The following is a 26,871-nucleotide window of genomic DNA, read 5'->3' as shown; positions in this document are numbered from 1 at the left end:
CCTTTGACGCGCTGTTAGCAACTAACCGGTATTATCTGCACCGATTAAACAAGAAAATCATCGCTTTTGATGCTCTGGAACAAGGTGCTGCGATTAATGCGAGGAATAAAGAGGGACAAAGTGCCTTGCATCTTGCTACCTTAAACGCCGATAAGAAGACTATAGGTACCCTCATTGCATGCGGGATTAATGTAAACATCCAAGATAAATACGGCAATACCGCTTTAATCCGTGCCCTGGAAAAAGTGCTTTACAAAGATAAAAACGAAGTTGGACGCGATATTGCCCAACAATTGATTGCAGCGCAGGCGCAAGTAGATATCAAAAATAATGATGAAAATACACCGCTTATCATCGCTGTTCAAAACAAGGACTTAGCTATGGTGAACTATCTGCTGGAACACGGAGCTTGTCTTGAAACTTTTGATGGTCACATGAAAACCGCCTTATTTTGGGCGGCAGAGAAAGGAGATGAGGCCATATTTGATGTGCTCTTAAAACAAGGCGCTAAAATCAATGGGGTCAGTTATCCAGAAGGAAATACGCCGCTGATGGCTGCACTAAACAATCACCATTTTGGTATCGCACAAAAAATCTTGTCACAAAAAGGGGGGGCAATAAAACAACAAAACAGACGTGGCAATACAGCACTTCATTATGCTGCTGATAATCCTGAAATCCTAAAAGCCATTCTCGCATTATATCCAGAAAATCAATTCCTGGAGGCGGTGATGGTTAAAAACGAACAGGGTAATACAGTACTTCACGAGGCTGCTGATAATCCTGAAAGCCTAAAAACCATTCTAGCGTTATTAGCGGAAAATCAACCCTTAGAAGCAGTGATGGCTAAAAACGAACAGGGTAAAACAGTGCTTCATTGTGCTGCGGATACTCCTGAAACCCTAAAGACTATTCTCGCATTATATCCAGAAAATCAACGTCTAGGGGCGGTGAGGACTCAAGACAAATTTGGTTATACAGTGCTTCATTGTGCTGCGGATACTCCTGAAAGCCTAAAGACCATTCTTGAATTATATCCAGAAAATCAGCGCCTAGAGGCGGTGAGGGTTCAAAGCCAATATGGCAATACAGTACTTCATTATGCTGCTACGAATGCTGAAAGCCTAAAGACTATTCTCGAATTATATCCAGAAAACCAGCGCTTAGAGGCAGTGAGGATTCAAGACAAATTTGGTTATACAGTACTTCATCATACTGCTACGAATGCTGAAAGCCTAAAGACCATTCTCGCATTATTGCCGGAAAATCAACGTCCAGAGGTGGTGAGAATTCAAAACACATATGGCAATACAGTACTTCATCATTCTGCTAAGAATGCTGAAAGTCTAAAGATCATTCTAACGTTATTGCCGGAAAATCAACGTTTAGAGGCAATGAGAATTAAAAACGAAGATGGCAATACAGTATTTGATCGTGTTGTTGATAATTCTGAAAGACTAAAAGCCATTCTAGCGTTATTGCCGGAAAATCAACGCCTAGAAGCGGTGCTGGTTAAAGACAAATATGACAACACAGTACTTGATCTCGCTGGTGATTATCCTGAAAGTCTAAAGACCATTTTATCGTTATTGCCAGAAAATCAACGCTTAGAGGCGATGATGATTCAAGGCGAATTTAGCAGTGCAGTGCTTCACGATGCTGTTAATAATCCTGAAAGCCTAAAGTCCTTTTTAGCGTTATTGCCGAAAAATCAACTTCTAGAGGCGGTTATAATTAAAAATAAATATGGCGAGACAGTACTTCATCATGCTGCTACGAACTCTGAAATCCTAAAGACCATCCTAGCGTTATTGCCGGAAAATCAACGTCTTGAGGTGGTGATGATTCAAGAAAAATATGGTTATACAGCACTTCATCTGTCTTCTGGTAACCCTAAAAGCCTACAGGCCGTTTTAGAGTTATTACCAGTAAATCAGCGCTTAGAAGCGGTGATGATTAAAAGCAAAGATGGCAATACAGTACTTGATCTAGCAGCTACTAAGAATCCTGAAAGCTTAAAGACCATTCAAGCGTTATTGCCTGCAAAAATTGACTACAGCAGTATTTTAAAAATCCCCAAAAATAGGCATTCATTTTTCTCGTTTGCTAAAGAAAATAAGAGTAACAAAGATGTGCTGCATAACCCAGCTCTTATGTTAAAATTTCTACGCTGAGATGCCCTTGAGGTCACATTTCACACTGGGAAGTCTTTTTATTCTCCTAGCATACATAGGTTGTGCCTGATGATAGTTTTGAAAATTTCAGGCGATGCACAATTCTCATGACCTGAGTAAGGTACAGTAAGGCAACTTATGGGACTATATATTGAGCCAATATTTTGCTTACTCCACGGTCTATGCATTGGATCAGAACTGTTCTGTCCCCAAACGCTTGATATGGGGAGCTATTGGATATAAATGACTTTTCCGAAATAATGTCTTTGGAGAAAAGTGCAGAACTTGGTAGCTCAATCAAGAAACGCCAAAATAATTTGGGCTATGAGAATAACTGGGGCAAGAAAAAAAAGAAGATTTATCCACGAGGTGACACTTTGGATGCAAACTTTAATATGAGTTCGTTTCATAATGATCCATTCGTTTGTATGCTATTGTTTTGAAGTAGTGGTATTTAAAATAAAACTTAATTGACCTGTTCTCTCAAGACGCGCTTCTTTTACATTATGTAACTCATCATGATGAAGAGCCTGTCTCAGGCTCTCGCGTAAATCTTCTTCGGTAATTTGATTTCTTTTTAAAACATTCCAATCGATTTCGCCATCTTTGATGACGATTATAGGTTTACCTTTAAGTAATATGCCAATTTTATGATGCTGAAAAGCTCCAAATGCAAATAGCCAGTGCAAAAAAATGATAACCCCACTGCCGGCCATAGACGCAACAAGAGTGGATGAACCATTAACAGCTCGGCTTAATACCGATCCCATGATTATAACCAGTACAAAATCAAATGAGGTTTGTAAATTAAACCGTCGATTGCCAATGCGGATTAGAAAAATAGCGTAAATGTAGATAATAATCGTCCGGATGATTATATAAATGAGGTTATGATCTGAGTTAATCTTGCTAAGATAAAAATAAAGCATTCTCTTTCCCCTTCTTCAATGTATGTTTTTACCTCAGAAAAGGTTATCTCGTGAGCTTTTGAACTCGTTATTCATTCAACGATAAAGATTATTACTCTTAATGATAGAATTATAATTGAATTATGAAAATAAATGTTTTCATTTTAGGTCCAACCGACTTAACAATACCCTCTTAGAGACTCTTTGTTCATCAATAACACAAACTCAAGCTTCATTTATTTCTACCGATATATTATCCAAGATGCTTAATACGGAGTCTTTCATGGATAAAATTGCACAGTTTAATATTGGAGATTTAGTCATTCATAAACACAGTCGTTATAGAGCGATCATTGTCGATGTGGATCCGCTTTTTCAGGCTTCAGGACGCTATAATCCGCAAGCGAAGAAACGTGAATTTGCTACTCGCAATCCCTGGTATCGTTTATTAATTGATGACAGCAGTCAAATTACGTATGTGGAAGAATGCATGCTTATTAGGGACAAAAGCACACTGCCAATCAACAATCCAAACATAGGCATTTATTTAAAAGAAAAAGAGGGTCATTATTGTAGTGCAAACTCCACCCATTAAACAGATAAAGAAAGCGGATCATTACACGATACGGTCGGGTTGAGGAGCGCAAAGCGCTGTTGCTAAGCCTGTAGAAAGTAAGCTGTACTTTTTGCTCGGGCTTATTGAGAAGTTACCTTTTATCTTCGATTCTGCTGCCCCTTGCATTTCGTTATTTACACACTTCAAGCATAAGGCGAAAATGAGGGTGCAGAGCTGTATCTTGCGACTTCACGCTTCATCGTGAAAAGTATTTAGGATGCCATGATAAAAGAAATTATTTTTTACTGAAATATCACCAGAAAAAGGGAAGTCTAAACTAAACGCAATCCCTAAATTGAACCCCAGCACCACTGCAACAACGATAATAGGAATTAAATCGATGAACTTAGCTCCGCCGCGTATAAAACCTAATATTAAGGTTAAAAAAACGGAGCCAAGAATTAAAGCCGCACTTAATCGACTAGGGATAACACTATATAATTGATTAATTCGATCTCGTCGCAGTTTATGGATGGTATTAAGATTATGTAATGCTTGCGAATAATACAATTTCTCTAATTGGGTAGTTGGTGAAAAGGACTGCATGTTTTGATACAACTCTCTTAATGCCTTGGCAGCATTTGGATTTTCTTTACCCCTTTCCATACTTTTCCACTCACCCACTCTTACGGCAACTGTATAATTGCGAATGGCCTCTGAAAGTTTTATTTGATTTTCTTGTGGAAACACCGCGATATTGCGCATCATGACCGCTAATGAATTAGCTTCTTGGGCGGCGTTATCCTGTGCTTTGAGCAAGTAATTCCAGGCGGTGATAATAATAAATGCTAATAATACAGAAAATCCACCGCTTAGGATGGCAATGATTGAATTGGAGCGTTCAAGGTGATCTTTATCGTTAGCTATAGAAAAAAAACGAGAAGAGATAAAAGCAGCACCTAGTGTAGTAAACACGAGAAAACTGATACAGATACACACTACCCACCAAAATGGAATAAGATCGATAAATTGTCGAAGCATTCCTCACCTGAACTGACGAACATTACTCGATGATTACCTTATCAGGAAGTTATTCCTGGAGCAATGCAGCTTCTAAAAATATAAATTTAAATCATAGATTAACATGCACTTTGTGTATAGCGTCCCATCGTTGCAAGCTTGTTCGGCTCAGCCATGTACTTTTGTACACTGCTTCACCTCACTTTACTTGCACCTTGTCTAGAACTTAGTGGATGGCGGTTATAATTGACAACTATATAATAAGTGGCGATTGTGGATAAGGCACCAAAAAAACACCAAACAGATCCGAAGGCTAAGGCATAAAAAACTGCGGCAACAATAAAACCTATAGTGGTTATCGCACCAATAATCCACATGCCCTTAATACTGGAAATAAAAAAGGGAACAATGACTGCAATGAGATATGCTATCGTTAAAATTAAATCAAGAGTATAGGAATAAAAAATATGTTTTATAGAAGAAACGCTATAGGTTAAGGCAAACATGGGATAATCAATATGGTGGTCGCTAATAACAGCAGTATGTTTATGAACAACTAATCGAAATAAAATTTTACTTGCTGCAATAATACCAATGATGAAAACAATAAGGAGTAAATTTTTACGTTTTTTATCCCCTTCTAAAAAATACAAACAACCCGATAACCAAATTGGCCAAAAAGCACCTGCGAAAAATAGAAATCCATAAATCCCTATTTTGTTTAAAAGACTCGTAGAATCCCCCTGCATTAACGTAATCCAAACTAAGCCTTCTAAGGCTTGTTGCACTGCAAAAAACAAGGGGGTTAGTGCAAAAAGATATAAAGGATAAGTGCGTGCTTTGAGCAAAGAACAAATACCAGCAGCAGCAATCACACTAGCAGCAGTAAAACTGGCAGAAGCTGAAAAGCACATAATTTCATCCTGAAAATATAAGATCTGTAACTAATTCTATACTCCCAAAAAGGGTATCGCAAAAATAGTTATAACAAGCGTAGCGTATTTTTAATGCAAGAGGAAGCCAGCTCTGATCTATCTCTTGAAATACTTTTTTATCTGCAGAGGAATGTTTTCAATCCAAAAATCATACTTCTTACTAGGAAGATACCTGGGGATTAAAATTTTTTTGCAAAAGCTCGGGAGTAATATATTGGCTCATATAATACTTACTTGTTTCGCCTTCTTCGTTTTTTGCTATTTCTTCCATTTGCCTGACAGTATGATAATAATGGGAATCAATGGAGCCAGTACCATGTATGGTATGAATGAGATTGGGCATATTTAGTTCATGACTCATTGAGTCATTATTCACCGTATTATAATAATAAAGATTTAATGTCGTATTTGCAGGTATTAAATCGGGATAATCGCTATAAAAACGGTTTAAAGGTTCTAATACTTGCTTGAGTAAATCATCATATACATTAAAATGGATTTTTGCTTGTGGGTGAAATAAAGCGATACGATGCATTTGAGGATAAATGATGTTTATTTTATCTTCGGAGAAGGTAAAGTCGGCATGATTTTCTTGCAAAAGTGCATCTATAACCTCATTTGATACACGGTTTTCAAATAAATTTAATTTTTTTGCCTGCGCTACTTCGTTGATGCAGTTAATGGTAAAACCAGGTTTACGATTTGCGGTGATATCTGCTAATAATAGAGGATCAAACCATGCCCCCAATGATTTTGCTAATGCTTTTGCCACAGGAAATGCCAGGTTATTCTGATTGTAAATGCTATTAAGACAATCCAATCTGATACTTTGCCTGTTGGAACTGCTTGTCACATAATCAACAGCATATCCTTGGTTTTCTTTTTGATGATTTAGAGATTCAATTATCGGTTTATGCATAGTCCCCATTTCGCGAGGTTCCATGTGTTGCAATCCAAAACACCCATCATGATCAATTGCATTAACACGAACCAGTTCGCCAACACTTTTTGTCATTGTCTTAACGGAGCGCGCAAAAAATAAATTTCTATGCGGGAAATTTACTAATTTACTTAATTGTCTGAACATTATTGAAGTTTAAAGGAACAATTATTATTTGTTATTTTAATGCTACAGCAATCCGATAATAAAATATACAGGTTCAATTTATAAACAAGGTGGAGGAAGTTACTCCTCATCAGTGCATTGCAAAGGACTTGACTATGGTTTGTGTTCGGGGTGCTCGCGACGCTACTTTACGCTGTTCTCATATGGCGTTATTTCGGGAGGAGCAAGATGGTAATCCACAATAATCGTGTCGCAAAAATCACCTAAATCATCTGCAAGAGTAGTACAGTCTTCCTGTAATGTATCTTGTGTTTTGTAAAGGCCAAAAGATAAAAGTCCTAAACACGTTGCCGGAATACCAAAAGCAGAGAGAAATCCTACTAGGGTATCAGTAAAATACATGCCAGTAAGAAAGCCAAAATACCATGCACCAAATGCAGCACCTATAGCTAGGCAAACACTGATGGCAAGTAAATAAAAGCAACCCGTTGCAATTTTATAGTTGACTAACGCCTGATTTTTTTCATTAGGTAAATTACTTGGTAATTTTAACGCTTCCCGTTGTAAGTGTTGACAGTCATTTAACAAAGAGTTCAATGCATCTTCGTCGGGATTTTTTTTCATTGCGGCGGTTATACGTAACAGATTTTCAGTTTGAGCGATGATCGCATACAATGTTTTTCTCGCTTCTTCATCTTGCATTAGAGTAAGTAATTTTTTACATTTGGTGACAATGCGTGCGCCGTGATCTAAGTACTCTTCTTTTATTGTATTATTTTGATTATATTGATTATTGAAAAACCAATTTTTTGCCAGAGTAGCACGTATTTTTTTTGATGTAGTCATTAAAAATCAATCCTTGAATAAATAGTGCAGAACAGAAACCGTTATATTAAATCGTGCATGTAAGTAAAGCAACTTCATACAGGTAACCTTTAAGGAGAGTTTTCTCGCTATGTGCCCGAAATTATTTTGCGATCGGATGCAGTCTCTAGGTTACCAAATGGTAACTAATTGACAGATTGACGTTAGTTAAATAAATTGTGGGTGTCTAACTTTTTGAAATTAAAGGAGTATCAAATGAAAGATAAAATTATCCAAAAAATTGTTCAAAAAAAAATGGTGCAAACAAAAAAAGCCTTTAGCCATCCATGTAGAATTCCCAGATAGTAAATTAATTTTTTATCTTCTCTACGTTGTTATCTCTGATTATGTCTGGTCAATGTAATTGCCAAAGAAGTTCGTCATATCGAGCTTTGCGAGACATCTCACGAAGCTCAGGAGATCCCTCACGATGTTCGACATGATGTTCTTATTTTCTGATATCTAGCCAGACACGTTTGAGATGACAACATTTAATCTAATCTTTATTAAGGATTTTTTGATTGTGTTAAACAGTAATCAATTACTAACCTATAAAAATAACAATGTTATTGCCAGATATGAGCAGGATTTTCCTCTGGCTAAAATGAATGCAAATGATGCTTTTAGAGAATTAATGAAATATATTTGGTTATGTACAAAACATAAAACAGAACTACAGCAACGCCCTGATGATTCATCATTACATTTCTACTGCTCAATGCATGATGAAATGAAAGATATAGACAATATGTGGCATACTTTTCTTTTATTTACCTTAGACTATCATCAATTTTGTCACGATTATCTCGATGGTAATTTTTTTCATCATTGCCCCTTATCAGAAACATTGTCGCGTGATGAGTATGAAGTGGATTTAACCCGATATTTATCTTATATTTACGATAACTTGGGTGAAGAAACAGTACTTACTTGGTTTGATCATGAAGACCATGAATCCACCGCGGCACCCGCTACTTAACTTATAAAGACGTCATTAAAAAACGTGGGGCCAGGCTTTCTGATAAATAGCATTTGGATGAACCGCAGCTTCGAGTCAACGGTGCTCTGTTTTTTCATTTTTGTAGATGAAGGCTGGAAGATAGTTTTAATTTAAATTCTTTTTGAATGGCTGCTATTTTCATTCTGCTCGGAACATTCTTGTTCAAATATTGGCGATAATCTACTAAAAAAAGTATGGGGCGAGGATAAGGGCGGCGATGAAATCACGATTTCATTATTTTTTAGGATGGCTTGATGGCGACTTCTTTTGTGATGACTTGATTTTGATAAGCAAATTCCATTAAATAAATATTCGTCACCAAGAAAAGTAGTGATTTTTTTATAATGTAAAAGAGGGTTTTTTTCGTTAAAAGAGTGTACATACTCGTGGGATGTCCCAATAAATTGATTTTTCCATGCGTAGATATAAACGGGAGAAAAAGTTATCGCTATGGGGCCTCGTTTATTGGTCTCTATCTGAGGAGAAACGACTTGATGAATTTTATGGGCGAGAGTATTCGGTTCAAATGGAGTATCTTCAGGTAGTAAACTTTGAAGATAAATGGATAAGGATCGGGATAAATCTTGTTCTCCTTCACTTTTTTCATAGAGTATGGTGTTGTTAAGCTTTGTTTTATCTAATGATACACTGTGGCAAGTAAACATATTGAAATGTCCAATGCAAGGATGCTCGTTTAATATGTTACCCAGTTCATTGCCTGCAGTTTTAAGAGTCCAGTCCAAGAATTCATTATTTTTATTAATATTGTTATGGCCAAAAACAACCAGAGTGATTGTTTGATTTTCATCTTTATGATGATTTAAAACCTGCAATAAAGCATTTTTTTTAGTGACAATGCAGCATGCATTAGGATGTTTTTTAATATATAAAGAGATGCTCTCAAAACCTTCTTTGGAGTTTAAGTCTTTATTGGAAATATAAATTACATGTGATGCTTGTGATGGTTTTACAGTATTAGGATAGGCAATGGGGTGGTTTTGACAAACCAATTTAAAAAATTCATTTGTATTGTTACCACCAATAATCTTGTTGTATACCGTTGCTTTATTAGAGAGTAAACGTGGTTTTATTTCATAGATAATTTTGATGATCTCTTTTTTTTGATCTTCATTTAATCCATTCCACAAGGTATTAATAAACACGGTATGTTTATGCTTTTTGAGTGGGAGGTCATTAAGGATTACTTGATCGACGATATTCATTATAATCTGGAAGCAAAAAGCTGAATTTTTCTTCTTAATTTCTTCATTGACATGAAGCCCATCTACAGTTTTATTTGCTTTAAATCGTAGTTCTGCTTTTAGCTCTTTGTCATTTTCTCTCTCAATCTCTTTAAAGGGGACCGGGGTACAGATATATAAACGAAATCCATCCTTTTTTGTGGTAGCAGAATTAATTAATAGGGTTTCTCCTTCTTTTTGCTTAATATTGGTGAGATCACATATATTGTCTAGATAGGGCATTTGTTTAACCTATTGAAATGATGATCAAAGACAATAAATCAAAGTTCCACAAAAAGCAGGCTATATTGGAACAGCTCATGCAACGTGCGAACTGAGACTTATTTAAATTTTTCTCTAAAACATATGATTTTCCATGGAGTGTGAGATCACACGCTCAGGTGTGGACTTTTCCGCGGATAGTTTAAAAAAACCATATCCCGAAAGTAGTCCACTTTCTTGGGATGTGATGCTAGGGTCTTTTACACCTAAGGTTACTTTATAGTGACTATTTCCTTGCTCTTTTGATTTGGATAAGCATACTCCTTGAAATAATAGAGGATCTCCAATAAATACAGTAATTCTTTTATAATGTAGGAACGTACTTTCATCCTCAGAAAAGCTATGGGGAAGATAGGGTATTCCTTGAGAGGAGCCAATAAATCGTGATTCATGATTATGGATGTAACGAGGTGAAGCAGATATGACGACCGGTCCTCGACTTTTTTCATGTACGGCAGGAAAAACTATTTGGCAAATTTGATGAGCGATGGTACCGTTTTCAAATGGGTTATTTTCGGAAAGAAAGTTTTTAGGATAAATCGATAAAGATCGTGATAAATCTTGTTCTCCTTTACTTTTTCATAGCATGCAGCATCATGAATCTTTGTGATATCTAACGAACCACTATAGCAAGTAATCAGGTTTAAATGTCCAATGCATGGATGTGCCTTGACTATTTCTCCAAGCTTTTTGCCAACAGTTTCAAGGGTCCAATCCAAGCATTTTTTCCCTGTATCAATATTATTATCTGCAAATATAGTTAAAGTTATTGTTTGATCTTTATTACTATGTAGTTTTAGAACTTTTTCCAAAGCCGATCTATTATGGATAATGCAGCATTCATGCGGATGTTTTTGTGTATACAAGGCAATACTTTCCTTGCCATGTCTTTGGGCATATACGTTAGGATCAATAAAGAGAATGCGTGATGCTTTTTCAGGAGCTACAGTAGACGCAGTAGAAATGGGATGATTTTGACAAACAATATTAAAAAACTCTGTTGCGTTATTACCGCTTATAATGGCATTACGGACACTTTCTTTACTGGATAACAAAAAAGGTTTTTTCTCATAAATAGTCCTTATTATTTCTTTTTTGTGCAGTTCATTTAATCCACTCCATAATGTATTCATGAATACCTTATGTTTATGTTGCGCCAATTGGATGTCATTGAGGATAACTTTACTGATTATATTCATCATAACTTGAAAGCAAATAAAAGAATTTTTTTGTTTGATCGCTAATCCAATACTTTTTCCATTTATTTTTTTATTTGCTTTAAATCTTATTTCGGGTTCTAAAATTTGCGCTACTCTCCCGTCCTTATGATGTTGAATAGGGGAGCAAATGTATAAACGAAATCCATCTTTTTTATGGGTTTCCGAATTTAGTGTATTCAGTGAGCCGATATGTTTTTTTGGAGATATACCTAAACTTTTATCATACATTTTAATACTCCTCTTCTTTATTAAACGCTAGGATAAAAAAATAAATGATTCCATTTTATCCAGGCCATATAATGACCGAATTTTATGGGTTATGCAAAAAAAATCAGCAAATTACTGTTGTATTCTTTTTCACTGGGCGGGTATTAGATTCTATTCAGGAGCAATCGATTTTTAAAACTTATGATGCTTTTGTGACTACTTTAATTTTAATCCTGGTGGCGCTAATTCTGCACTTCATAAAAATGAGGGGCTAGAAAAATGAGGTGATAACAGCTGCATCTTTCCATACGGAGGCGAGCAGGAACGTCTGATGCTAAAACTAAGTTTGAGATAAGGATTTTATTAAATCCATCTATTTAGTCTGCAAAACAAATAGATAACATGATTCCTATTTCGTAGAGCAAACAAAGAGGTAGCGCCAACATAATTTGTGAAAAAACATCAGGTGGAGTAAGTAACATACCTATTATAAAAGCGCCTACAATAACATAGGGCCTGATGTTTTTTAGTGTCATTACATCGATGATTTTTAAGCGTACGAGCACAAAACAAATTAGGGGTACTTGAAAGCAAAATCCAAATGTCATCAGCATATTGGTGATAAAATCCAATGCATAGCCCATATCGGGCATGTAGCGCACCCCTTTAGGTAGGGAGTGAGCGAAAAAATGAAACATGAATGGTAAGACCAAGTAAAAACAAAACAAAACACCAACTAGAAAAAGGATGAGGCTCAATATGAGTGCAGTACGTAAAATAGTTTGTTCTTTTTTATAAAGCCCTGGACTAATGAAACACCAGAATTGGAATAAAGCAAAAGGAGCGCTCAGTAACATTGCGGCATCGGCAGCGAGTTTTAATGGAGTAAACACAGGCGATGTTACCTGTGTGGCAATGACGCTTTCTTGAGTAGATAGCGTATTAAGTAATGGGCTAACCAACGCTTGAAATAAATGATTGGCTAGGAAAAAGAAAATGAAAAATAAAGCGACAAACCAAACTAGGGTTTGTAGCCCTCGACGGCGCAATTCTAATAGATGATTTAAAAGGGTATGATTCATAGCTGGTTAGGGATTTTTGGATCCCGCGAACAAGTCGCGGGACGTAGGAACTAAGATAGATTCTTTAAATCAAGGGCAGTAGTTTTAAACACTAGTAATTTCTTGATTTTTCACGCCAATCTTCTCAGGTCTAATTTCTCTTAATCGATTGAACTGATCAACAAAAACTACGGTTGGAACCAGGCTTGCACAATCCTCTTCTAATACCTGAGTAAAAGAGGCGATAATTATTAAATCACCAGGAGTGGCTAAATGTGCAGCTGCGCCATTAACACAAATTTCAGTTGAGCCGGGTTTGCCAGTGATCGCGTAAGTTTCAAAACGAGTTCCTGCAGTAATGTTCCAGACATTAACCGCTTCATAAGGTAAAATATTTGCTGCTTTAAGAAGTTCTGGAGAAATCGTAATACTTCCTTCATAGTCCAAATCAGCTTCTGTAACACAAGCACGATGGATTTTTGATTTTAACATTTTTCTATAAGCCATAATGATTCCAGCCTTGTTCATAGTGGACGAATTTTACACCATATCTTGACGCTTATGCTATACAAATTTATCAACTAAATAGAGGTAAATCTCTATTTTTGAAACTTCTTCATGAGTACTCAGGTTTTACCATACTACTTTTTAAGATAGAGGCACGATATAATTCTTTTTTACTCTTTGGAGATGAATTAAAGTGAGGCATAGTCCGCGTAAGCGGTTTGGACAGAATTTTCTACAGAGCCAACATATTATTAATCGTATTGTGCAAGCGATAAATCCACAACCACAGGATAATATGCTTGAGATCGGTCCTGGCTTAGGAGCACTGACTCAGTCATTGCTGCGCTATCTAAATCATCTAACTGCTGTTGAAATTGATACTGATTTGCAAAAATATTTGACCGAACTATCGAGTACAGCAGATAAATTGTATTTGATTTCTGCTGATGCATTAACCATTGATTACAATCAATTCGGCCCAAAATTACGTGTAGTGGGTAATTTACCTTATAATATTTCCACCCCATTGCTCATCCATTTATTGCAGTTTACGGCTTATATAGAAGACATGCATTTTATGTTACAAAAAGAAGTCGTTGAACGGATGGCAGCCCAACCAGGCTGTAAGGCTTATGGACGATTAACAGTGATGTTGCAGTACCATTGTACTGTGGAACATTTATTTGATGTTCCTCCTGAAGCTTTTGATCCCAAACCTAAGGTAGATTCTGCGGTGGTTCGTCTTGTACCTCATTGCATTTCACCTTTTGAGACGATTGATGTGGAGCGGTTAGAATATTTGGTGGCTCATGCGTTTGCGATGCGCCGTAAGACGTTGAATAATAACTTGAAGGGGTTAATAACTGCAGAGCAATTACAGGCTTTGGGTATTGATGGAAATAAAAGACCAGAACAAATTTCCGTCTCAGAATATGTTCAACTAGCGAAATTTATTTCCAATTAGTGTAAAATTAACTATTGAGGATTCAATTTTTAGGTCGGAGTTACTAAATTATTATGGAGATGGCTTTGTTTCAACGTCAACGTAAAGGTCCCTTGTCCTCACAAGGCAAATCTTTGAAAGATTTAACACGCATGGTTAATGCCAATCTTTTTTTATCAGAAGATAGAAGACAGGCATTACTCAAAAAGATGAGGGTTTTGTCGGGTTTAGAAACGTCACGATATGATAGTTTATGCGGTACTCTTGTCGATAATCTTGTTCATTATTGCCAAAATCTGCCGGAGACGACTCACAGCTATTATTCGCAGCCTGGTGGGTTAGTTGATCATGCTTTAAATCGTACTGAAGCAGCACTTAGCTTATTTCAAGAATTTATGTTACTCGATCAACCTGATGCAATGTCCGAAGAGCAAAAGCTTTGGCAATATGCACTTTATTCTGCGGCTTTATTGCAAGGTATTGGCAAGTTATATGCGGATTACCGAATTGGGCTTTATGATTCAAATGGCCAATTTTTAAAAGAATGGAATCCATTGCTTGAGAATTTGACAAATACTGGGGCTTATTATTTTTATGAATTTCAAAAAGAGTCAGAGGTTGAGCTACGTCGTCGACTTAATTTATTGATGGCTAGGACATTGATGCCAGTAAGTGGTTTTAACTGGATTGCTTCTAGCCCTGAGGTTTTAGCAGTTTGGTTGGCTTTATTAAATGAAGACGAGCGTTCAGCTGGTACTTTAGGTGCGATCTTAATTCATGCCGAAGCAATCGCAATTCAACGTTATTTACTTGAGTTTATGGGACGAACTATTTCAGCCCAAGGTGGAGGGCGTTATAGAGCTGCTACATTTTCTGGAGGACAGCCAGAATCAATACTGGAAAAAGAACAGGCAATAGGAATGGAGTTCATCAAATGGATGATTAAATCTTTAGATGAAGGTCGCATTATGATTAATAAAGCGCCTTTATTCATGGTGCCTGGTGGTATGTTAATGTGTCCTGAAATATATCAATTATTTGTGCGGGAACATCCTGAATATAAAAATTGGCAAGCTGCTAAAAAAGGATTTTTATCCTTAGCACTCCACAGTCGTGCCGCTGATGGGGGGGTAACAAGCCGATTTGAGGCCAAAGGAAAAATGGAGTCGGGTACCGTCTTTTCTAAATATGCGCTTGCTTTACCTGCCTCGGTCAAAGTCCAAAATATGAATACTGGGAAAGTGGAGACTATGTCGGCTACGGAATTAATTCATAAAGCTCAGTTCAACAGTCAATTTACACAACAAAATAGCGGTTTAGTGACCTCATTGCAGAAATTAAATGTGACTGGAAAATGGCAAGCTGTGGAAAATGAAAATAATACGCTAAGGCCAGGAGCAAAAAACGGTGCCTGATTATGCAATCGGTGATGTACAAGGCTGTTATGAGCCTTTGCAAAGGTTACTGGAGTTAATCGAATTTGATGAAAAAACAGACCGATTATGGTTTGTTGGTGATCTCGTAAATCGTGGCCCTGAATCTTTGGCTGTTTTACGCTTTGTGCGTTCCTTGCCTATTGCGCCAAAAATCACATTAGGGAATCACGATTTGCATTTATTAGCCTCATTATTTGGCGGAAGACCTTGGCGTGGACATGATGATACCCTACAGGAGATAATGCATGCGTCAGATAGAGAGGATTTGGGTCATTGGCTAAGAAAGCAATCCATTTTGCATTATTCATCAGAGCTCAAAGTGGTGATGTGTCATGCAGGAATAGCCCCTTTGTGGGATTTAACTCAAGCAATGCAACTGGCTAAAGAGCTTGAAACAGTTCTTGCTGGTGATCATTTTCGTGATTTTCTAGCCCATCTCTATGGTAATAAACCCGATTTATGGTCTGATGATTTAACTGAAGTGGATAGGCTACGAGCTATAACAAATTATTTTACGCGTATGCGTTTTTGTGATGCAAATGGTCGGTTAGAGTTAGGTTATAAGGGGACTATTGCGCAAGCGCCAGCAAGTCTTTATCCTTGGTATGAAGTACCGAGTCGTAAAGAAATTGAGTGGGATATTGTGTTTGGGCATTGGGCTGCTTTAATGGGAAAATGTCCTCATCCTAAAATTCATGCCATAGATACTGGATGTCTCTGGGGAGGACAACTAACCGCATTACGTTTGCAGGACAGGCAGCGATTTGCAGTGTGGAACAAAAAATGATCTTAAAAAAAAGAGCACTGCTTTTTTTGTTTATTTCCTTGTTTACGCGCCAGATTTGGTCCATCCCTGCCGTGGAAAATGCGTCAAAAGAAGCAGAAGAGCGCTTGCAAAAAGCAATAGAAAATCCTGAGTTTATGTTAAAACACTGGATAGAGCTACCCACATCGCCTGCTTCGCGCAATAAAGCCATTCATCAGTTGAGTTTACGAGAAGCTATTTTATTGGCCTTACGCTATAACCCTAATATTCAAAATGCCGAGCTCGATCGTATTGTTCAGCGCTACCAATTGCGATTAGCATATAATGAGTTTGAATTACAATACGCTATAGGGGCTTCAGGAGCAGTTCAGAAAAGTACTTATTCAGGCGTTGGTTCTAATACGAATCATACACTTCTAGCCACTCCTGAATTTAATTTGAATACGAAGTTAGGTACCACAGCAAAGCTTGGAATTGATAATAATCTGAATGGAAACAACAGTTATAATCCTGTATTAAATTTTTCGTTAACGCAACCTCTGTTACGTGGTTTTGGTAAAGCCGTAAATGAAGTAGCGCTTTTAAATGCTCAAGATACTGAATGGTTGAATAAATTAAATTTAAAGCAATCAGTAGCTGAGCAAGTGACTCAAGTAATCATGGCTTATCGGATGCTGGTTCTCAGTGGTAATAACTTACAAAATCAGCGTTTGCAATTAAAAGAAGCCCAAAAGTCTTATGAAATCAATGAAAAGAAGATAAAAGCAGGGCAATTAGAGCCCACAGGTAATATTCAACAATCTTATCAAATTGAATCGTTAAGTTTGATGGTTGAGCAAGCGGAAAATGATTTTCAAACTGCCTCCCAGGATTTATTGCAGACTATAGGGCTTGATCCGGAAATGCATATATCAGTGCCTAGCGATGTAGTATTAGACAAACTTACCGTTCCTGATTTAAAGCAATCGATTGAGTATGCGTTAAACAATAATACGCAATATTTAGCCTATAAAGTTGCCTTGCGTGCTGATGAGCGTGCTTATAAAGTTGCTAAAAATCAGCAATTATGGCAATTAGATTTAGGAGGAAATATACAAAGTGGCGTCGTGAATGATGTTACTGGGAATGTTGGGGGCGTACGCGGAATTTATGATGGCAATAATGTGACTGAAACAGCACGTTTGACCTTAACCGTACCGTTACATGATATCAAGCGACGAAATCAATTAATTAGTGCAAAAGTTCGCTTGGAAAAAGATCGCTTGGCACTACTTGCCGCTAAAAGAGCGTTAATGACCAGCATCACAAATATTATCAATAATATCAATAGCTTGGCTAAACGTTATCAGTTGGCACAAAAGCAAGTGAAATTAGCAGAACAGTCTTATGCTTTAGAAAAGAAAAAACAACAAGCGGGGATTTCCAGCGCATTGGATGTAAACAACACACAAAATCAATTAATTCAAGCACAAGCAGGATTAATCAATGCAAAAATTGCTTATTTGAATCAAATATCAAATCTGCAAAAAATTCTTGGAACGACACTGGAGCATTGGCAAATTAAATTAAGGTATGGTGGATGAATAGGTATCTCAATCGGTTAACGGGCATAATCATCTTAGCGATGGGCGTATTTTTGTCTTCATGCGGACCACAGCAGGAACAGAAAAAGACAGTGGCTGTTTTGCATGAATATAAAGTTCAGGAACGCCCTATTCATAAGTCATTGCATTTTACAGGAACAGTTCAGCCTTTACATGAAAGTACTTTAAGTAGTCCGATTGAGGCAGTGGTTGAGACTATGAACTTTCATTATGGGCAAATAGTTAAAAAAGGTGATGTCATTGTTACCTTAAATTCAACGGAGTTACAAAGACAGTTTAATGATACATTAACAGAGTACTTAAAGGCCAAAGACAGTTATACTATTGCTAAAGCCAAATTTGTAGGAACTCAGGATTTATGGGATTCAGGCTTACTGTCCAAAAATAATTATTTAAGTGAAAAATCAAATGTGGATACGGGCCGAGTTACCTTGATGCAGTCCACGCGTAAACTGACAGAAATGTTGGAAAAATTAGATGAAAATCGCTCACAAAATATCTCATCATTAAGTTTAGCTGACTTCGATAGACTAAAAAATATTTTGGCTTCAAATCATAATTTGATTCATTTAAAAGCACCAAATGATGGCGTGCTGCTCTATCCCCCTAAAGCAGGAGAGGATAAAAGTGTGCGCGTCACTGTAGGTGCCTCAGTGAAGTCAGGACAGGTGATTGGATTAATTGGTGATTTGTCGGGAATCAGCATTGAAATTGATGTTCCTGAAATTGATATCACCCAAGTGCAAGCAGGTATGGATGCAACAGTCAGGGGAGTTGCTTTTGGTAAGTACCAATTACAAGGAAAGTTGGTTGCCGTGAATGCACAAGCGTCTAATAATAATGGGCTTCCATTTTTCACAGCAGTGGTTGAGGTACGAAAATTAAGTGCGGAGCAACAAAAATGGATCAAAGTAGGCATGAGTGCCTCTATAGAGTTAAGTGTGGATAATGGGAAACAGTTAGTGATACCTATTGCTGCGATCAAACGCGAAAAAGGACAAAGTATCGTTCAAGTTAAAAATGAATCAGGTTCTATTGAAAAACGTGTCATTACAACTGGCGCAGCTCAAGCAGATTCAGTACTTATTGAAACAGGCTTAAAGTCCGGTGATGTGGTGGTTTATGAGTAATTTCTCAGCTGAGCCATGTGAAAAGAGTATGGTACAGGGAAGCATCAAGGATAGAAACAGAAGAAAGCAGCCTTTAATGATGCTTACTGATATTGTAAAAACCTATCATCTTGAGGGAATTAGTTCCACAATTTTAAAAGAAGTATCACTGAAAGTTTATGAAGGTGATCTTCTCGCTATTGTAGGCGCTTCTGGTTCAGGTAAATCCACATTGATGAATATTATAGGATTATTAGATAAAGCGGATAGTGGTACTTATTTGTTAAACAATCGTAATGTAGCCGCCTTAACGGATGATCAAACTGCAGAGTTACGGAATCAAAATATAGGATTTGTTTTTCAACAATTTAATTTATTACCGCGTTTTAGTGCCAAGCAAAATGTAGCTTTGCCTTTAATTTATCGTGGTGTTCCTGCGACAGAAATTGAAGAAAGAGTCCTTGCGGCTCTTGACTGTGTGGGAATGCATCAATATGCAAAGCACAGACCCACGCAATTATCAGGAGGACAGCAACAACGTGTTGCTATAGCGCGTGCTTTAGTCACGGAACCCCAAGTCATTTTAGCAGATGAACCCACAGGTGCGCTTGACTCGCGAACGGGTAATGATGTGATGAATTTATTTTTATCCCTACATGCTCAAGGTCGGAGTATTATCATGATTACTCATGATGAGCAAATCGCTGCACTTTGCCAGCGAAGGATTACACTCGTGGATGGCGTGGTAGTAACGGAGACGGTGTAATGAAGTTTTCTGGGCATTGTCAACAAGCGGTAGTCAACTTGACTGCGGCTAAATTACGTTCATTTTTGGCCATTTTAGGCATTCTAGTCGGTACCGCTGCAGTTGTCGCTTTGATTAGCTGTGGTCAATTGGCGACAGAAAAAGCTTTAGCACAATTTAAAGCATTGGGAACGGATTTGCTCTCAGTTGCAGTTTATTCAAAGACTGTAGGTAAACAAGGTAATCATGAATCAGTTTCTGTAGCGCAATGGGAGCAACTTGCTGAGCGGATCCCTTATATTATGGAAATGGCGCCTTATAGTACTGCATACCAGCCTATAAGTTATCAAGGAAAATCGATGCAAGGAGCAGTAATTGGGGCCAATGAACATTTGGCAAAAATTGTTAACATCAAGTTAGCTGCAGGTCATTTTGTTTCTTTTGTTGACTCTTATGAACACTACTGTGTTATTGGGGCGAATTTGGCACGGCAAATAAGAGAAATTAGTTTTGATGAGCCCATAGGTAGGCAATTACGGATAGGACAATCTTTATATACTATTATCGGCGTCGCTGAGCCTTGGAAAGAAAATGGCTTTTTTAATGAAGACATCAATCAGGCGGTGATTGTGCCTTTGGCAGGTATAAACCTAATCAGCAAAGATGCCAAAATAAATAATGTGATTTTGAAGTTAAAGCCAGATAGCCCTATTGATGAAGTGATTGAAGAAATAAAACAAATTATTGGTTCTACCGCCCCTAAATTAAATGTATTTACACGTAGTCCCAAACAAATCATTGCCAGTATGGAAAGCCAAGGGCAGATTTTTACCTTATTACTTGCTGTAATCGGCGGCATCTCGCTTTTAGTAGGTGGAATTGGTGTGATGAATGTGATGTTGGTTTCAGTGAGTGAGCGTAAAAAAGAAATTGGTATCCGTAAAGCGGTTGGTGCTAAAAATAGTGAAATTCAAGCATTATTTTTAGTGGAGTCTGTTATGTTGTCTCTATTAGGAGGCGTACTTGGCGTTCTTTTAGGATTAATTGTGACTCGTATTTTAGCCTATTTTAGTGGTTGGAATTTTGCGATCTATTTTCTTCCTCCTGTAGCAGGTTTTTTGGTATCTGCTGCAACAGGAATTTTCTTTGGCTTTTATCCCGCACGCCGAGCGGCAAAATTGGCACCAGTAGTTTCTTTGCGCAGTGATTGAGCTTAAATACAATATAGTGACGCTAATGTGAATGTGTAAGAGATTTCATTACTTGACGTATAAGTAAGTGTACCTGACTGCATTAACTGTGTAGCCAGGTAGATTATTTTAAGATATGGAATGATGATAGGTTGACGTTATTTCCTGTCCATCATAGGGTTTTTGATATTCTGAGGTAAAAAAGAAAAGATTTCTATGCACTTCTTTCCTCAAGGAGGAAGGTTTGGATTGTTTGTGCAAGATGTATTCTTTGGTTGCTTTATGAGATTGTTCCCAAACGCAAGCAACATCTTCAAATCCACCTAGGGTATAAGGTCCGACATAAAGTGTTTTGGCGTGCATTTGGTTTTTATCCAATTCCAGACGAAGCTCCCAAGGCAGAGTGGACATATAATCTTTCCAAACTTTAGTTTCCAAAATATCTACATCTGTTACACCAGGTACTTGCATGAGATCTGCTTTTAATTGCTTTATTTTTTCCGGAGTGAAAATGAAATTTGTATTTTCATTTTTTCCGCTGAGTTTTAAATTAATGTAGGCGGTGCATAAACGGCCGTCCTGAGGATTGAGACGATTGTCTCTGGTGGTAATCAGGGCTAAATGTTCTAATCCTTCCGAAATAAGTCCTTTATATTCATAATAATGATTTGCTGGGTATCCGTGCAATTTAACCACTGCGACGGGGTATTGATACCAACTAAGATTATCGACGCATTTTTGTTCCGTTTCTGTAAGTTTCATTCCTAATGTAGGCCAATGCAAAGGTGAAATCGCAAGAACCAAGGAGTTTGCGCTGATGCTTTGCAGCCCATCATCTGATTCAAAAACAACAGTAATGCCTTCATCATTTCTAGTGATGGATTGAATGCGCGATTTATAGCTAATGTTAAAGTCAGCAGCTATAGCTTCCATCAGCTCTTGAAATCCATTTTGCACGCAGCGTAGACCGTGCACTCCAAAGAGTTTGGGAATGATCAGATCAGGTAGAGTCATAGTGCCGTAGTATTCAAGAATGGCGTAAGTAGGGCACTCCTCCATAAGACCATAACCAAAAGCAGGAACAAAGAGATAAGAAAATTCATTTATTTTTTCCAGTTTATATTTTTTGGCAAAGTCTCTGAAGGGAATTTTATAATCTTCGGGAAGATCTTGATGTTTATCTCTTAAATCCTGATATTTTTTAGCATGTCCTGCAAAAGCCAACATTTCATTAGCAAACTCTACCCCCCAAAAACCTTTCTCTAATAGACTCATTTGATTTAAATTTTTATCAAAAGGAAGAGTACTTAGGTCCGATGGTAATACTTGTTCCCAAGCTAATTGCTTTTCTTGCATCTTATCAATGACCTTCCCGTAATTTGGTGCGATTAATGCAGCTCCCCATTCGGTTTTATTATTTTTATCTAAGGGGTCGGTAAAGGTATGACATTTACCTCCGGCTTGAGCTTCTTTTTCCAAAATGAATATTGATTTTCCATGCTTACTTAAAACATTAGCAGCGGATAAGCCGGAGGGGCCTGCGCCTATGATAATTGTGTCTACCTTGTTTAATGTTTTCATTTGCTACTCCTTAAATATTTGCTAAAAAAGTTTAAGAAGGAGCTCTTGCTATGTAAAATATAGAATTTTTATAGAGGGTATAAATAAAATTTATGGCCCCAGGTCATCCTGATGGAGCCTTTGGGATACGAGGCATCGCACTGAAACAAAAGGATTAATTGATGTTACCTTCTGCAAGTGATTTAATTTATTTTTACGAAGTTGCTAAAGAATCAAATTTTAGTAGAGCCGCTAAAAAATTGCATATAAGCCAACCCTCATTGAGTTTTTCTATAAAAAGACTTGAACAATTACTGAATACAAATTTATTTATTCGTCACACCCAAGGCGTTACTTTAACGCGAGCAGGTAATCAATTATTCGAGAATTTTGAGAGTTTGTTAACACAGTGGAATTCATTAACTACAACGATTAAAGAAACGAATCAGCACATTAAGGGTAAGGTTACTATAGGCTGTTATTCCACGCTTTGTTCTTATATGTCGGAAATGAACTCTGATTTACTGTTGCAATATCCAGAATTAGAAATTCATTTCAAGCATGGTCTATCCGCTGACCTTATGCAAAGCATCATCGAAGGTAATGTAGATATCGGTATTATGACGGATCCTTATCCGCATGCTAATATTATCATTCGTAAGATTGCTGAAACTGAGTTCTCTTTTTGGGCATCTTGCAAGCAAAACAAAAAAGTTGATTTATATTCTGATGAATTGTTAATTTTAGTAGACTTAAAAATTCCATTAATGAACTCTCTATTGAATGAATTACAAAAATTACGCCAACATAGGCCTGCTCCACGTATTTGTAATGTGGATCAAATTGAAGCATTAGCCGCGATGGCAATAAACAATCATGGGGCTGCTATTTTGCCAAGTTGCTATGTTGAACTTCATTTTAAAGATCAATTAAAAAAGATTGAAGGCGCGCCAAGTTATGTTAAGCCCTTATGTTTGGTATACAGACCTGATGTGAAGCAAATTGCTGCAGTGAAAGCTGTCTTAAAAGCAATAGATGATTTGCTGCAAGCAAATAATTTAAAATCGGCATCTACAAGTATCTTAGAAGTGTGAGTGGTTTAATTTTCTCTATTGCGCCAAATTTATAAGTACCTTAAGATGAAAAAATTCTTTGATCATGAATGGACTTAACTATGTTAAAAAAATTTTTAGAAATAAGTGTCCTCACTGCTAGTCTTTGCTCCTTAGGTTATGCCGATACACCACCTGTTCCTTCAACTGAGTCGCTCCCTTCAAGTTATATGCCAGTGGATATTCATGAGAGTTTTCAAAGTATTTTGCAGCGTATGAGTAATGCCAAACAGGGGGTTGATGATCGCCAGCAAGAACTATTAAAGCAGCGCTATGATTTAAGTAATAATCCTTCTCAAACCGTAAAGATGTCTAATGGAAAACCCGTGCAAGACGGGGTTCGGGTGAAATTGCCTGAAAGTGTCACTTGGGAGCAGTTGGGCAAAATGAGTCCAGAAGAAATTAAGGCTAAAGACCTTTTCCCTCAGGGCTTCTTACCTTTGCCTCATCCTAATCATCCAGAAGGTGGAATGTTATTTCCTAAATTTGTTATTGATGAAATTAAAAAACAGGAGGATAGAGATTTAACTCGTTTTGATTTGGATTTTGACATTCCCGATCATTTTTTACCTCCTTATCCTGCCCCCATTTATTTAACCACCAGGCCTGATCTGGGTGATGTGTCCAAAGGTAAAGTGGTAACTATTGAAAATTATTACGAGTTATTTAATGGTTTATTAAATCCTAAACAATTAGAAGGGTTACGTTTATTAGTCACTCCTTTTATGCAGCAACAATTTAACCAAACAGAAGATAGGCGTACGGTGAAACCCAGTCGCGGCGTTGCCTGTTTTGATTGCCATGCTAATGGTCATACCAACAAAGCAACTCATTTGGTAGGTGATATTAGGCCTCAGGAATTTCGTCATCGTATTAATACGCCAACTTTACGTGGCGTCAATATCCAACGATTATTTGGCTCGCAACGTGCTTTGAAGACAGTAGAAGATTTTACCGAATTTGAACAAAGAGCTGCTTACTTTGATGGTGATCCTGTTATTGCAACCAAGAAAGGAGTGAATATTCTTGAGCGTGGCAGCCAGGTTCATTTCATGGCGGAATTCCAAGAGATTTTGGATTTTCCTCCTGCCCCTAAATTGAATTGGGAAGGGAAACTGGATCCTGCTAAAGCAACTCCAGCAGAGTTACGAGGCCAAGAGCTCTTTTTTGGTAAAGCAAAATGCTCCAGTTGCCATACTCCTCCTTATTATACTGACAACACCATGCATAATTTACAAACAGAGAAATTTTATCAACCACAAACAATTAATGGCATGAGAGCGGTTGGTGATGGGCCTATAAAAACGTTTCCTTTGCGAGGTATTAAAGATTCTCCTCCATATTTACATGATGGACGTTTATTAACTTTAGCGGATACCGTAGAGTTTTTTAATTTGGTTTTACAGTTACAATTAACAAAAGATGAAAAAACCGATTTAGTTGCATTTATGGAAGCGCTTTAAGAGTCTGTAAAATAGAAAACAAAGGTAACAGTAAAAATTAGGGGGAAGAAGTATGAAGAAATGGGGACTTGCTGCAATAGTATATGTTCTGATACATCATGTTGCCTTTGCACAACAAAATTGGAATCAATGGGTTGCTGGAGTTAGAGCAGAAGCGTTACAGCAAGGGATTTCGCCAGAAATCTTTGATGAAGCATTTGCGAATATCCATGAACCAAGTCATCAAATTAAAGGGCTTTTGCATTCGCAACCTGAACATCGATTAACCTTTATGAAATATCGTAATACGCGAGTGGATAGTTATAGAATCGCTATTGGTCGTAAAGAATACAAACGTAATCAAGCAGTCTTGGATGCGGTGGCTAAGCAATATGGAGTTAATCCCTGTTTTATTGTCTCTTTTTGGGGTATGGAAACAAGTTATGGCACTTATATGGGGAATTTTCCTGTAATTAAAGCATTAGCTACCCTGGCTTATGACTCTAATCGCAAGGATTTTTTCCGTAAAGAATTATTTATTGCCTTACGAATTCTTAATGAAGGTCATGTGGATTTGGCTGATTTCAAGGGTGAGTGGGCTGGCGCTTCGGGGCAGCCACAATTTTTACCTTCAAGTTGGGTAAAATATGCTGTTGATTATGATGGTGATGGGCGCAAAGATATATGGAGAAGTAAACCCGATGTTTTTGCCTCAATTGCAAACTACATGAAACAAAATGGTTGGCAAACTGGGGAGCCTTGGGCTATTCAAGTCAAGCTACCTCCCAAATTTAACATGGCGATGGCAGGTAAAACAATTGTAAAACCTGTAAGTGAATGGAGTGCTGCAGGGGTACGTACAGAAGATGGTCAGCCTTTACCCTACCAAAATTTGCAAGCAAGTATTGTTCAACCATTGGGTGGTCCTACTTTTTTAGCTTTTCCCAATTATAAGATGATTTTGCACTATAATAATTCTATCTATTATGCTGGAGCTGTAGGGTATTTAGCAGATAAAATTTGTCAGGGACAACAAAAAAGGTAATCCACTATGGACAATTATCTTGATAAGACAGTCAGTTTGACTCCTTTAGCGAAAAGAGTAGTTTGTGAAAAGGCTACAGAATATCCTCATACTGGAGCCTATAATTTTCTGGTGACTCAGGGGACTTATTTATGCAGGCGTTGCGGTTTGGCCTTATTTCGCGGATCAAGTCAGTTCAGCTCGGGATGTGGCTGGCCAAGTTTTGATGATAATGTTGTCCATGCAGTGAAACAGATTCCTGATCGTGATGGTAAGCGTATGGAAATACTTTGCGCACGATGTGATGCTCATTTAGGTCATGTTTTTACTGGGGAATATTTTACCCAAAAGAATTTACGCCATTGTGTTAATTCAGCTTCTATTGATTTTGTTGCCGATAATCAGGTTTTAGACACTGATGAAGCAATTTTGGCAGGTGGATGTTTTTGGGGAGTTGATCATTTTTTAAAACAGATTCCTGGGGTACTCAGAGTAGAGGCAGGTTATACCGGTGGTGTTACTTTAGACCCCAGTTATGAACAAGTGTGTCAAGGTAATACAGGACATTATGAAGCTGTGCGGGTTATTTTTGATAGAGATAAAACAGATTATCATCATGTTTTAAAACGATTTTTCGAAATTCATGATCCGACGCAAAAATCAGGACAAGGTCCTGACATAGGACAGCAATATCAAAGTGCCGTTTTTTATTACAACCAAGAACAATTAGACGAAGCAGAGCTATTAATCCAAATATTGCAAAAAAAAGGATATCAAGTTGCTACGCGTCTTTTTCCAGCACAAACATTTTGGTCCGCAGAAGAATATCATCAAGATTATTATGCGAAACATCATAAGGCTCCTTATTGTCATCAGCCAGTAAACCGATTTGATTAGTT

The 26,871-nt window shown here is 37.4% G+C and carries 24 protein-coding genes; 14 read left to right on the top strand and 10 right to left on the bottom strand.

The features are described from left to right. Positions 1-2,174 (top strand): ankyrin repeat domain-containing protein (locus tag Lsan_RS03945; protein ID WP_193392677.1); only part of this gene is annotated, 2,174 nt, incomplete at its 5' end. A gap of 431 nt (positions 2,175-2,605) precedes the next feature. Here the strand turns inward: Lsan_RS03945 and Lsan_RS03935 are convergent. Continuing rightward, positions 2,606-3,103, bottom strand: a complete 498-nt coding sequence (locus Lsan_RS03935) for a DUF421 domain-containing protein (protein ID WP_058513225.1) — start codon at positions 3,101-3,103, stop codon at positions 2,606-2,608. A 262-nt stretch (positions 3,104-3,365) separates the two neighbouring features. On the opposite strand from Lsan_RS03935, the gene hspQ reads away from it, so the two are divergent. After that, complete coding sequence (gene hspQ, locus Lsan_RS03930; protein WP_058513224.1) at positions 3,366-3,677, top strand: heat shock protein HspQ; 312 nt, start codon at positions 3,366-3,368, stop codon at positions 3,675-3,677. 210 nt (positions 3,678-3,887) lie between these two features. Here the strand turns inward: hspQ and Lsan_RS03925 are convergent, their stop codons facing one another. From Lsan_RS03925 to Lsan_RS03910, 4 genes are all read right to left on the bottom strand, one after another. Continuing rightward, entirely contained in the window at positions 3,888-4,679 is a 792-nt protein-coding gene (locus Lsan_RS03925; protein ID WP_058513223.1) for a bestrophin-like domain, read from the bottom strand. A gap of 173 nt (positions 4,680-4,852) precedes the next feature. After that, on the bottom strand, positions 4,853-5,572 hold the full coding sequence (locus tag Lsan_RS03920; RefSeq protein ID WP_058513222.1) for a DUF6629 family protein: 720 nt from the start codon (positions 5,570-5,572) through the stop codon (positions 4,853-4,855). Between the two features lie 181 nt (positions 5,573-5,753). Beyond that, positions 5,754-6,608 (bottom strand): hypothetical protein, encoded by an 855-nt coding sequence (locus Lsan_RS03915; RefSeq protein WP_237762027.1) that lies wholly within the window; start codon positions 6,606-6,608, stop codon positions 5,754-5,756. A gap of 234 nt (positions 6,609-6,842) precedes the next feature. Then, positions 6,843-7,505: a hypothetical protein gene (locus Lsan_RS03910; protein WP_058513220.1), complete on the bottom strand. Its 663-nt coding sequence runs from the start codon at positions 7,503-7,505 to the stop codon at positions 6,843-6,845. A gap of 541 nt (positions 7,506-8,046) precedes the next feature. On the opposite strand from Lsan_RS03910, the gene Lsan_RS03905 reads away from it, so the two are divergent. Beyond that, on the top strand, positions 8,047-8,502 hold the full coding sequence (locus Lsan_RS03905) for a glycine-rich domain-containing protein (RefSeq protein WP_237762026.1): 456 nt from the start codon (positions 8,047-8,049) through the stop codon (positions 8,500-8,502). 131 nt (positions 8,503-8,633) lie between these two features. Here the strand turns inward: Lsan_RS03905 and Lsan_RS03900 are convergent, their stop codons facing one another. From Lsan_RS03900 to panD, 4 genes are all read right to left on the bottom strand, one after another. Continuing rightward, positions 8,634-10,007: a hypothetical protein gene (locus tag Lsan_RS03900; protein ID WP_058513219.1), complete on the bottom strand. Its 1,374-nt coding sequence runs from the start codon at positions 10,005-10,007 to the stop codon at positions 8,634-8,636. 503 nt (positions 10,008-10,510) lie between these two features. Continuing rightward, positions 10,511-11,494, bottom strand: a complete 984-nt coding sequence (locus Lsan_RS03895; RefSeq protein WP_237762025.1) for a hypothetical protein — start codon at positions 11,492-11,494, stop codon at positions 10,511-10,513. Positions 11,495-11,850: 356 nt separating this feature from the next. Then, entirely contained in the window at positions 11,851-12,555 is a 705-nt protein-coding gene (gene tatC, locus Lsan_RS03885) for a twin-arginine translocase subunit TatC (RefSeq protein ID WP_058513217.1), read from the bottom strand. An 84-nt stretch (positions 12,556-12,639) separates the two neighbouring features. Beyond that, positions 12,640-13,041, bottom strand: a complete 402-nt coding sequence (gene panD / locus Lsan_RS03880) for an aspartate 1-decarboxylase (RefSeq protein ID WP_058513216.1) — start codon at positions 13,039-13,041, stop codon at positions 12,640-12,642. A 193-nt stretch (positions 13,042-13,234) separates the two neighbouring features. Between panD and rsmA the strand changes: the two genes are divergently transcribed. Genes rsmA through Lsan_RS03845 form a run of 7 tightly spaced genes read left to right on the top strand, consistent with a single transcriptional unit; the run spans position 13,235 to position 20,855 of the window. Beyond that, complete coding sequence (gene rsmA / locus Lsan_RS03875; protein WP_058513215.1) at positions 13,235-14,005, top strand: 16S rRNA (adenine(1518)-N(6)/adenine(1519)-N(6))-dimethyltransferase RsmA; 771 nt, start codon at positions 13,235-13,237, stop codon at positions 14,003-14,005. 53 nt (positions 14,006-14,058) lie between these two features. Next, positions 14,059-15,399 carry a conjugal transfer nickase/helicase domain-containing protein gene (locus tag Lsan_RS03870; RefSeq protein ID WP_058513214.1) on the top strand — a complete coding sequence of 447 codons (1,341 nt, stop codon included), beginning with the start codon at positions 14,059-14,061 and terminating at the stop codon, positions 15,397-15,399. Further along, a complete protein-coding gene (locus Lsan_RS03865) occupies positions 15,392-16,207 on the top strand; it encodes a symmetrical bis(5'-nucleosyl)-tetraphosphatase (RefSeq protein WP_058513213.1) in 816 nt (271 codons plus the stop codon). Before Lsan_RS03870 ends, Lsan_RS03865 begins: the two co-directional genes overlap by 8 nt. After that, complete coding sequence (locus Lsan_RS03860; RefSeq protein WP_133134285.1) at positions 16,204-17,769, top strand: TolC family protein; 1,566 nt, start codon at positions 16,204-16,206, stop codon at positions 17,767-17,769. Before Lsan_RS03865 ends, Lsan_RS03860 begins: the two co-directional genes overlap by 4 nt. Further along, complete coding sequence (locus tag Lsan_RS03855) at positions 17,766-18,920, top strand: efflux RND transporter periplasmic adaptor subunit (protein ID WP_058513212.1); 1,155 nt, start codon at positions 17,766-17,768, stop codon at positions 18,918-18,920. Before Lsan_RS03860 ends, Lsan_RS03855 begins: the two co-directional genes overlap by 4 nt. Positions 18,921-18,948: 28 nt before the next feature. Then, positions 18,949-19,665: an ABC transporter ATP-binding protein gene (locus Lsan_RS03850; protein ID WP_237762028.1), complete on the top strand. Its 717-nt coding sequence runs from the start codon at positions 18,949-18,951 to the stop codon at positions 19,663-19,665. Then, a complete protein-coding gene (locus Lsan_RS03845; protein ID WP_058513211.1) occupies positions 19,665-20,855 on the top strand; it encodes an ABC transporter permease in 1,191 nt (396 codons plus the stop codon). Before Lsan_RS03850 ends, Lsan_RS03845 begins: the two co-directional genes overlap by 1 nt. A gap of 108 nt (positions 20,856-20,963) precedes the next feature. Here Lsan_RS03845 and Lsan_RS03840 read toward each other — a convergent pair whose 3' ends face one another. Continuing rightward, the gene (locus Lsan_RS03840) at positions 20,964-22,415 is read right to left on the bottom strand and encodes an FAD-dependent oxidoreductase (protein WP_058513210.1); all 1,452 of its coding nucleotides are present in this window, start codon (positions 22,413-22,415) and stop codon (positions 20,964-20,966) included. A gap of 161 nt (positions 22,416-22,576) precedes the next feature. Between Lsan_RS03840 and Lsan_RS03835 the strand changes: the two genes are divergently transcribed. The 4 genes from Lsan_RS03835 (at position 22,577) to Lsan_RS03820 (ending at position 26,869) form a co-directional block, all read left to right on the top strand. After that, positions 22,577-23,488 carry a LysR family transcriptional regulator gene (locus Lsan_RS03835; RefSeq protein WP_058513209.1) on the top strand — a complete coding sequence of 304 codons (912 nt, stop codon included), beginning with the start codon at positions 22,577-22,579 and terminating at the stop codon, positions 23,486-23,488. An 80-nt stretch (positions 23,489-23,568) separates the two neighbouring features. Further along, positions 23,569-24,969, top strand: a complete 1,401-nt coding sequence (locus Lsan_RS03830; protein WP_058513208.1) for a hypothetical protein — start codon at positions 23,569-23,571, stop codon at positions 24,967-24,969. 52 nt (positions 24,970-25,021) lie between these two features. Then, positions 25,022-25,993, top strand: a complete 972-nt coding sequence (locus Lsan_RS03825; RefSeq protein ID WP_058513207.1) for a lytic murein transglycosylase — start codon at positions 25,022-25,024, stop codon at positions 25,991-25,993. Positions 25,994-25,999: 6 nt separating this feature from the next. Beyond that, positions 26,000-26,869, top strand: coding sequence for a bifunctional methionine sulfoxide reductase B/A protein (locus Lsan_RS03820; RefSeq protein ID WP_058513206.1), 870 nt, complete (start codon positions 26,000-26,002; stop codon positions 26,867-26,869). Positions 26,870-26,871: the final 2 nt, after the last annotated feature.

Source organism: Legionella santicrucis, assembly GCF_001468135.1.
GTDB lineage: Bacteria > Pseudomonadota > Gammaproteobacteria > Legionellales > Legionellaceae > Legionella > Legionella santicrucis.
Note: the sequence above shows the minus strand (reverse complement) of the source record. Positions and strands in the feature narration are given on the sequence as shown.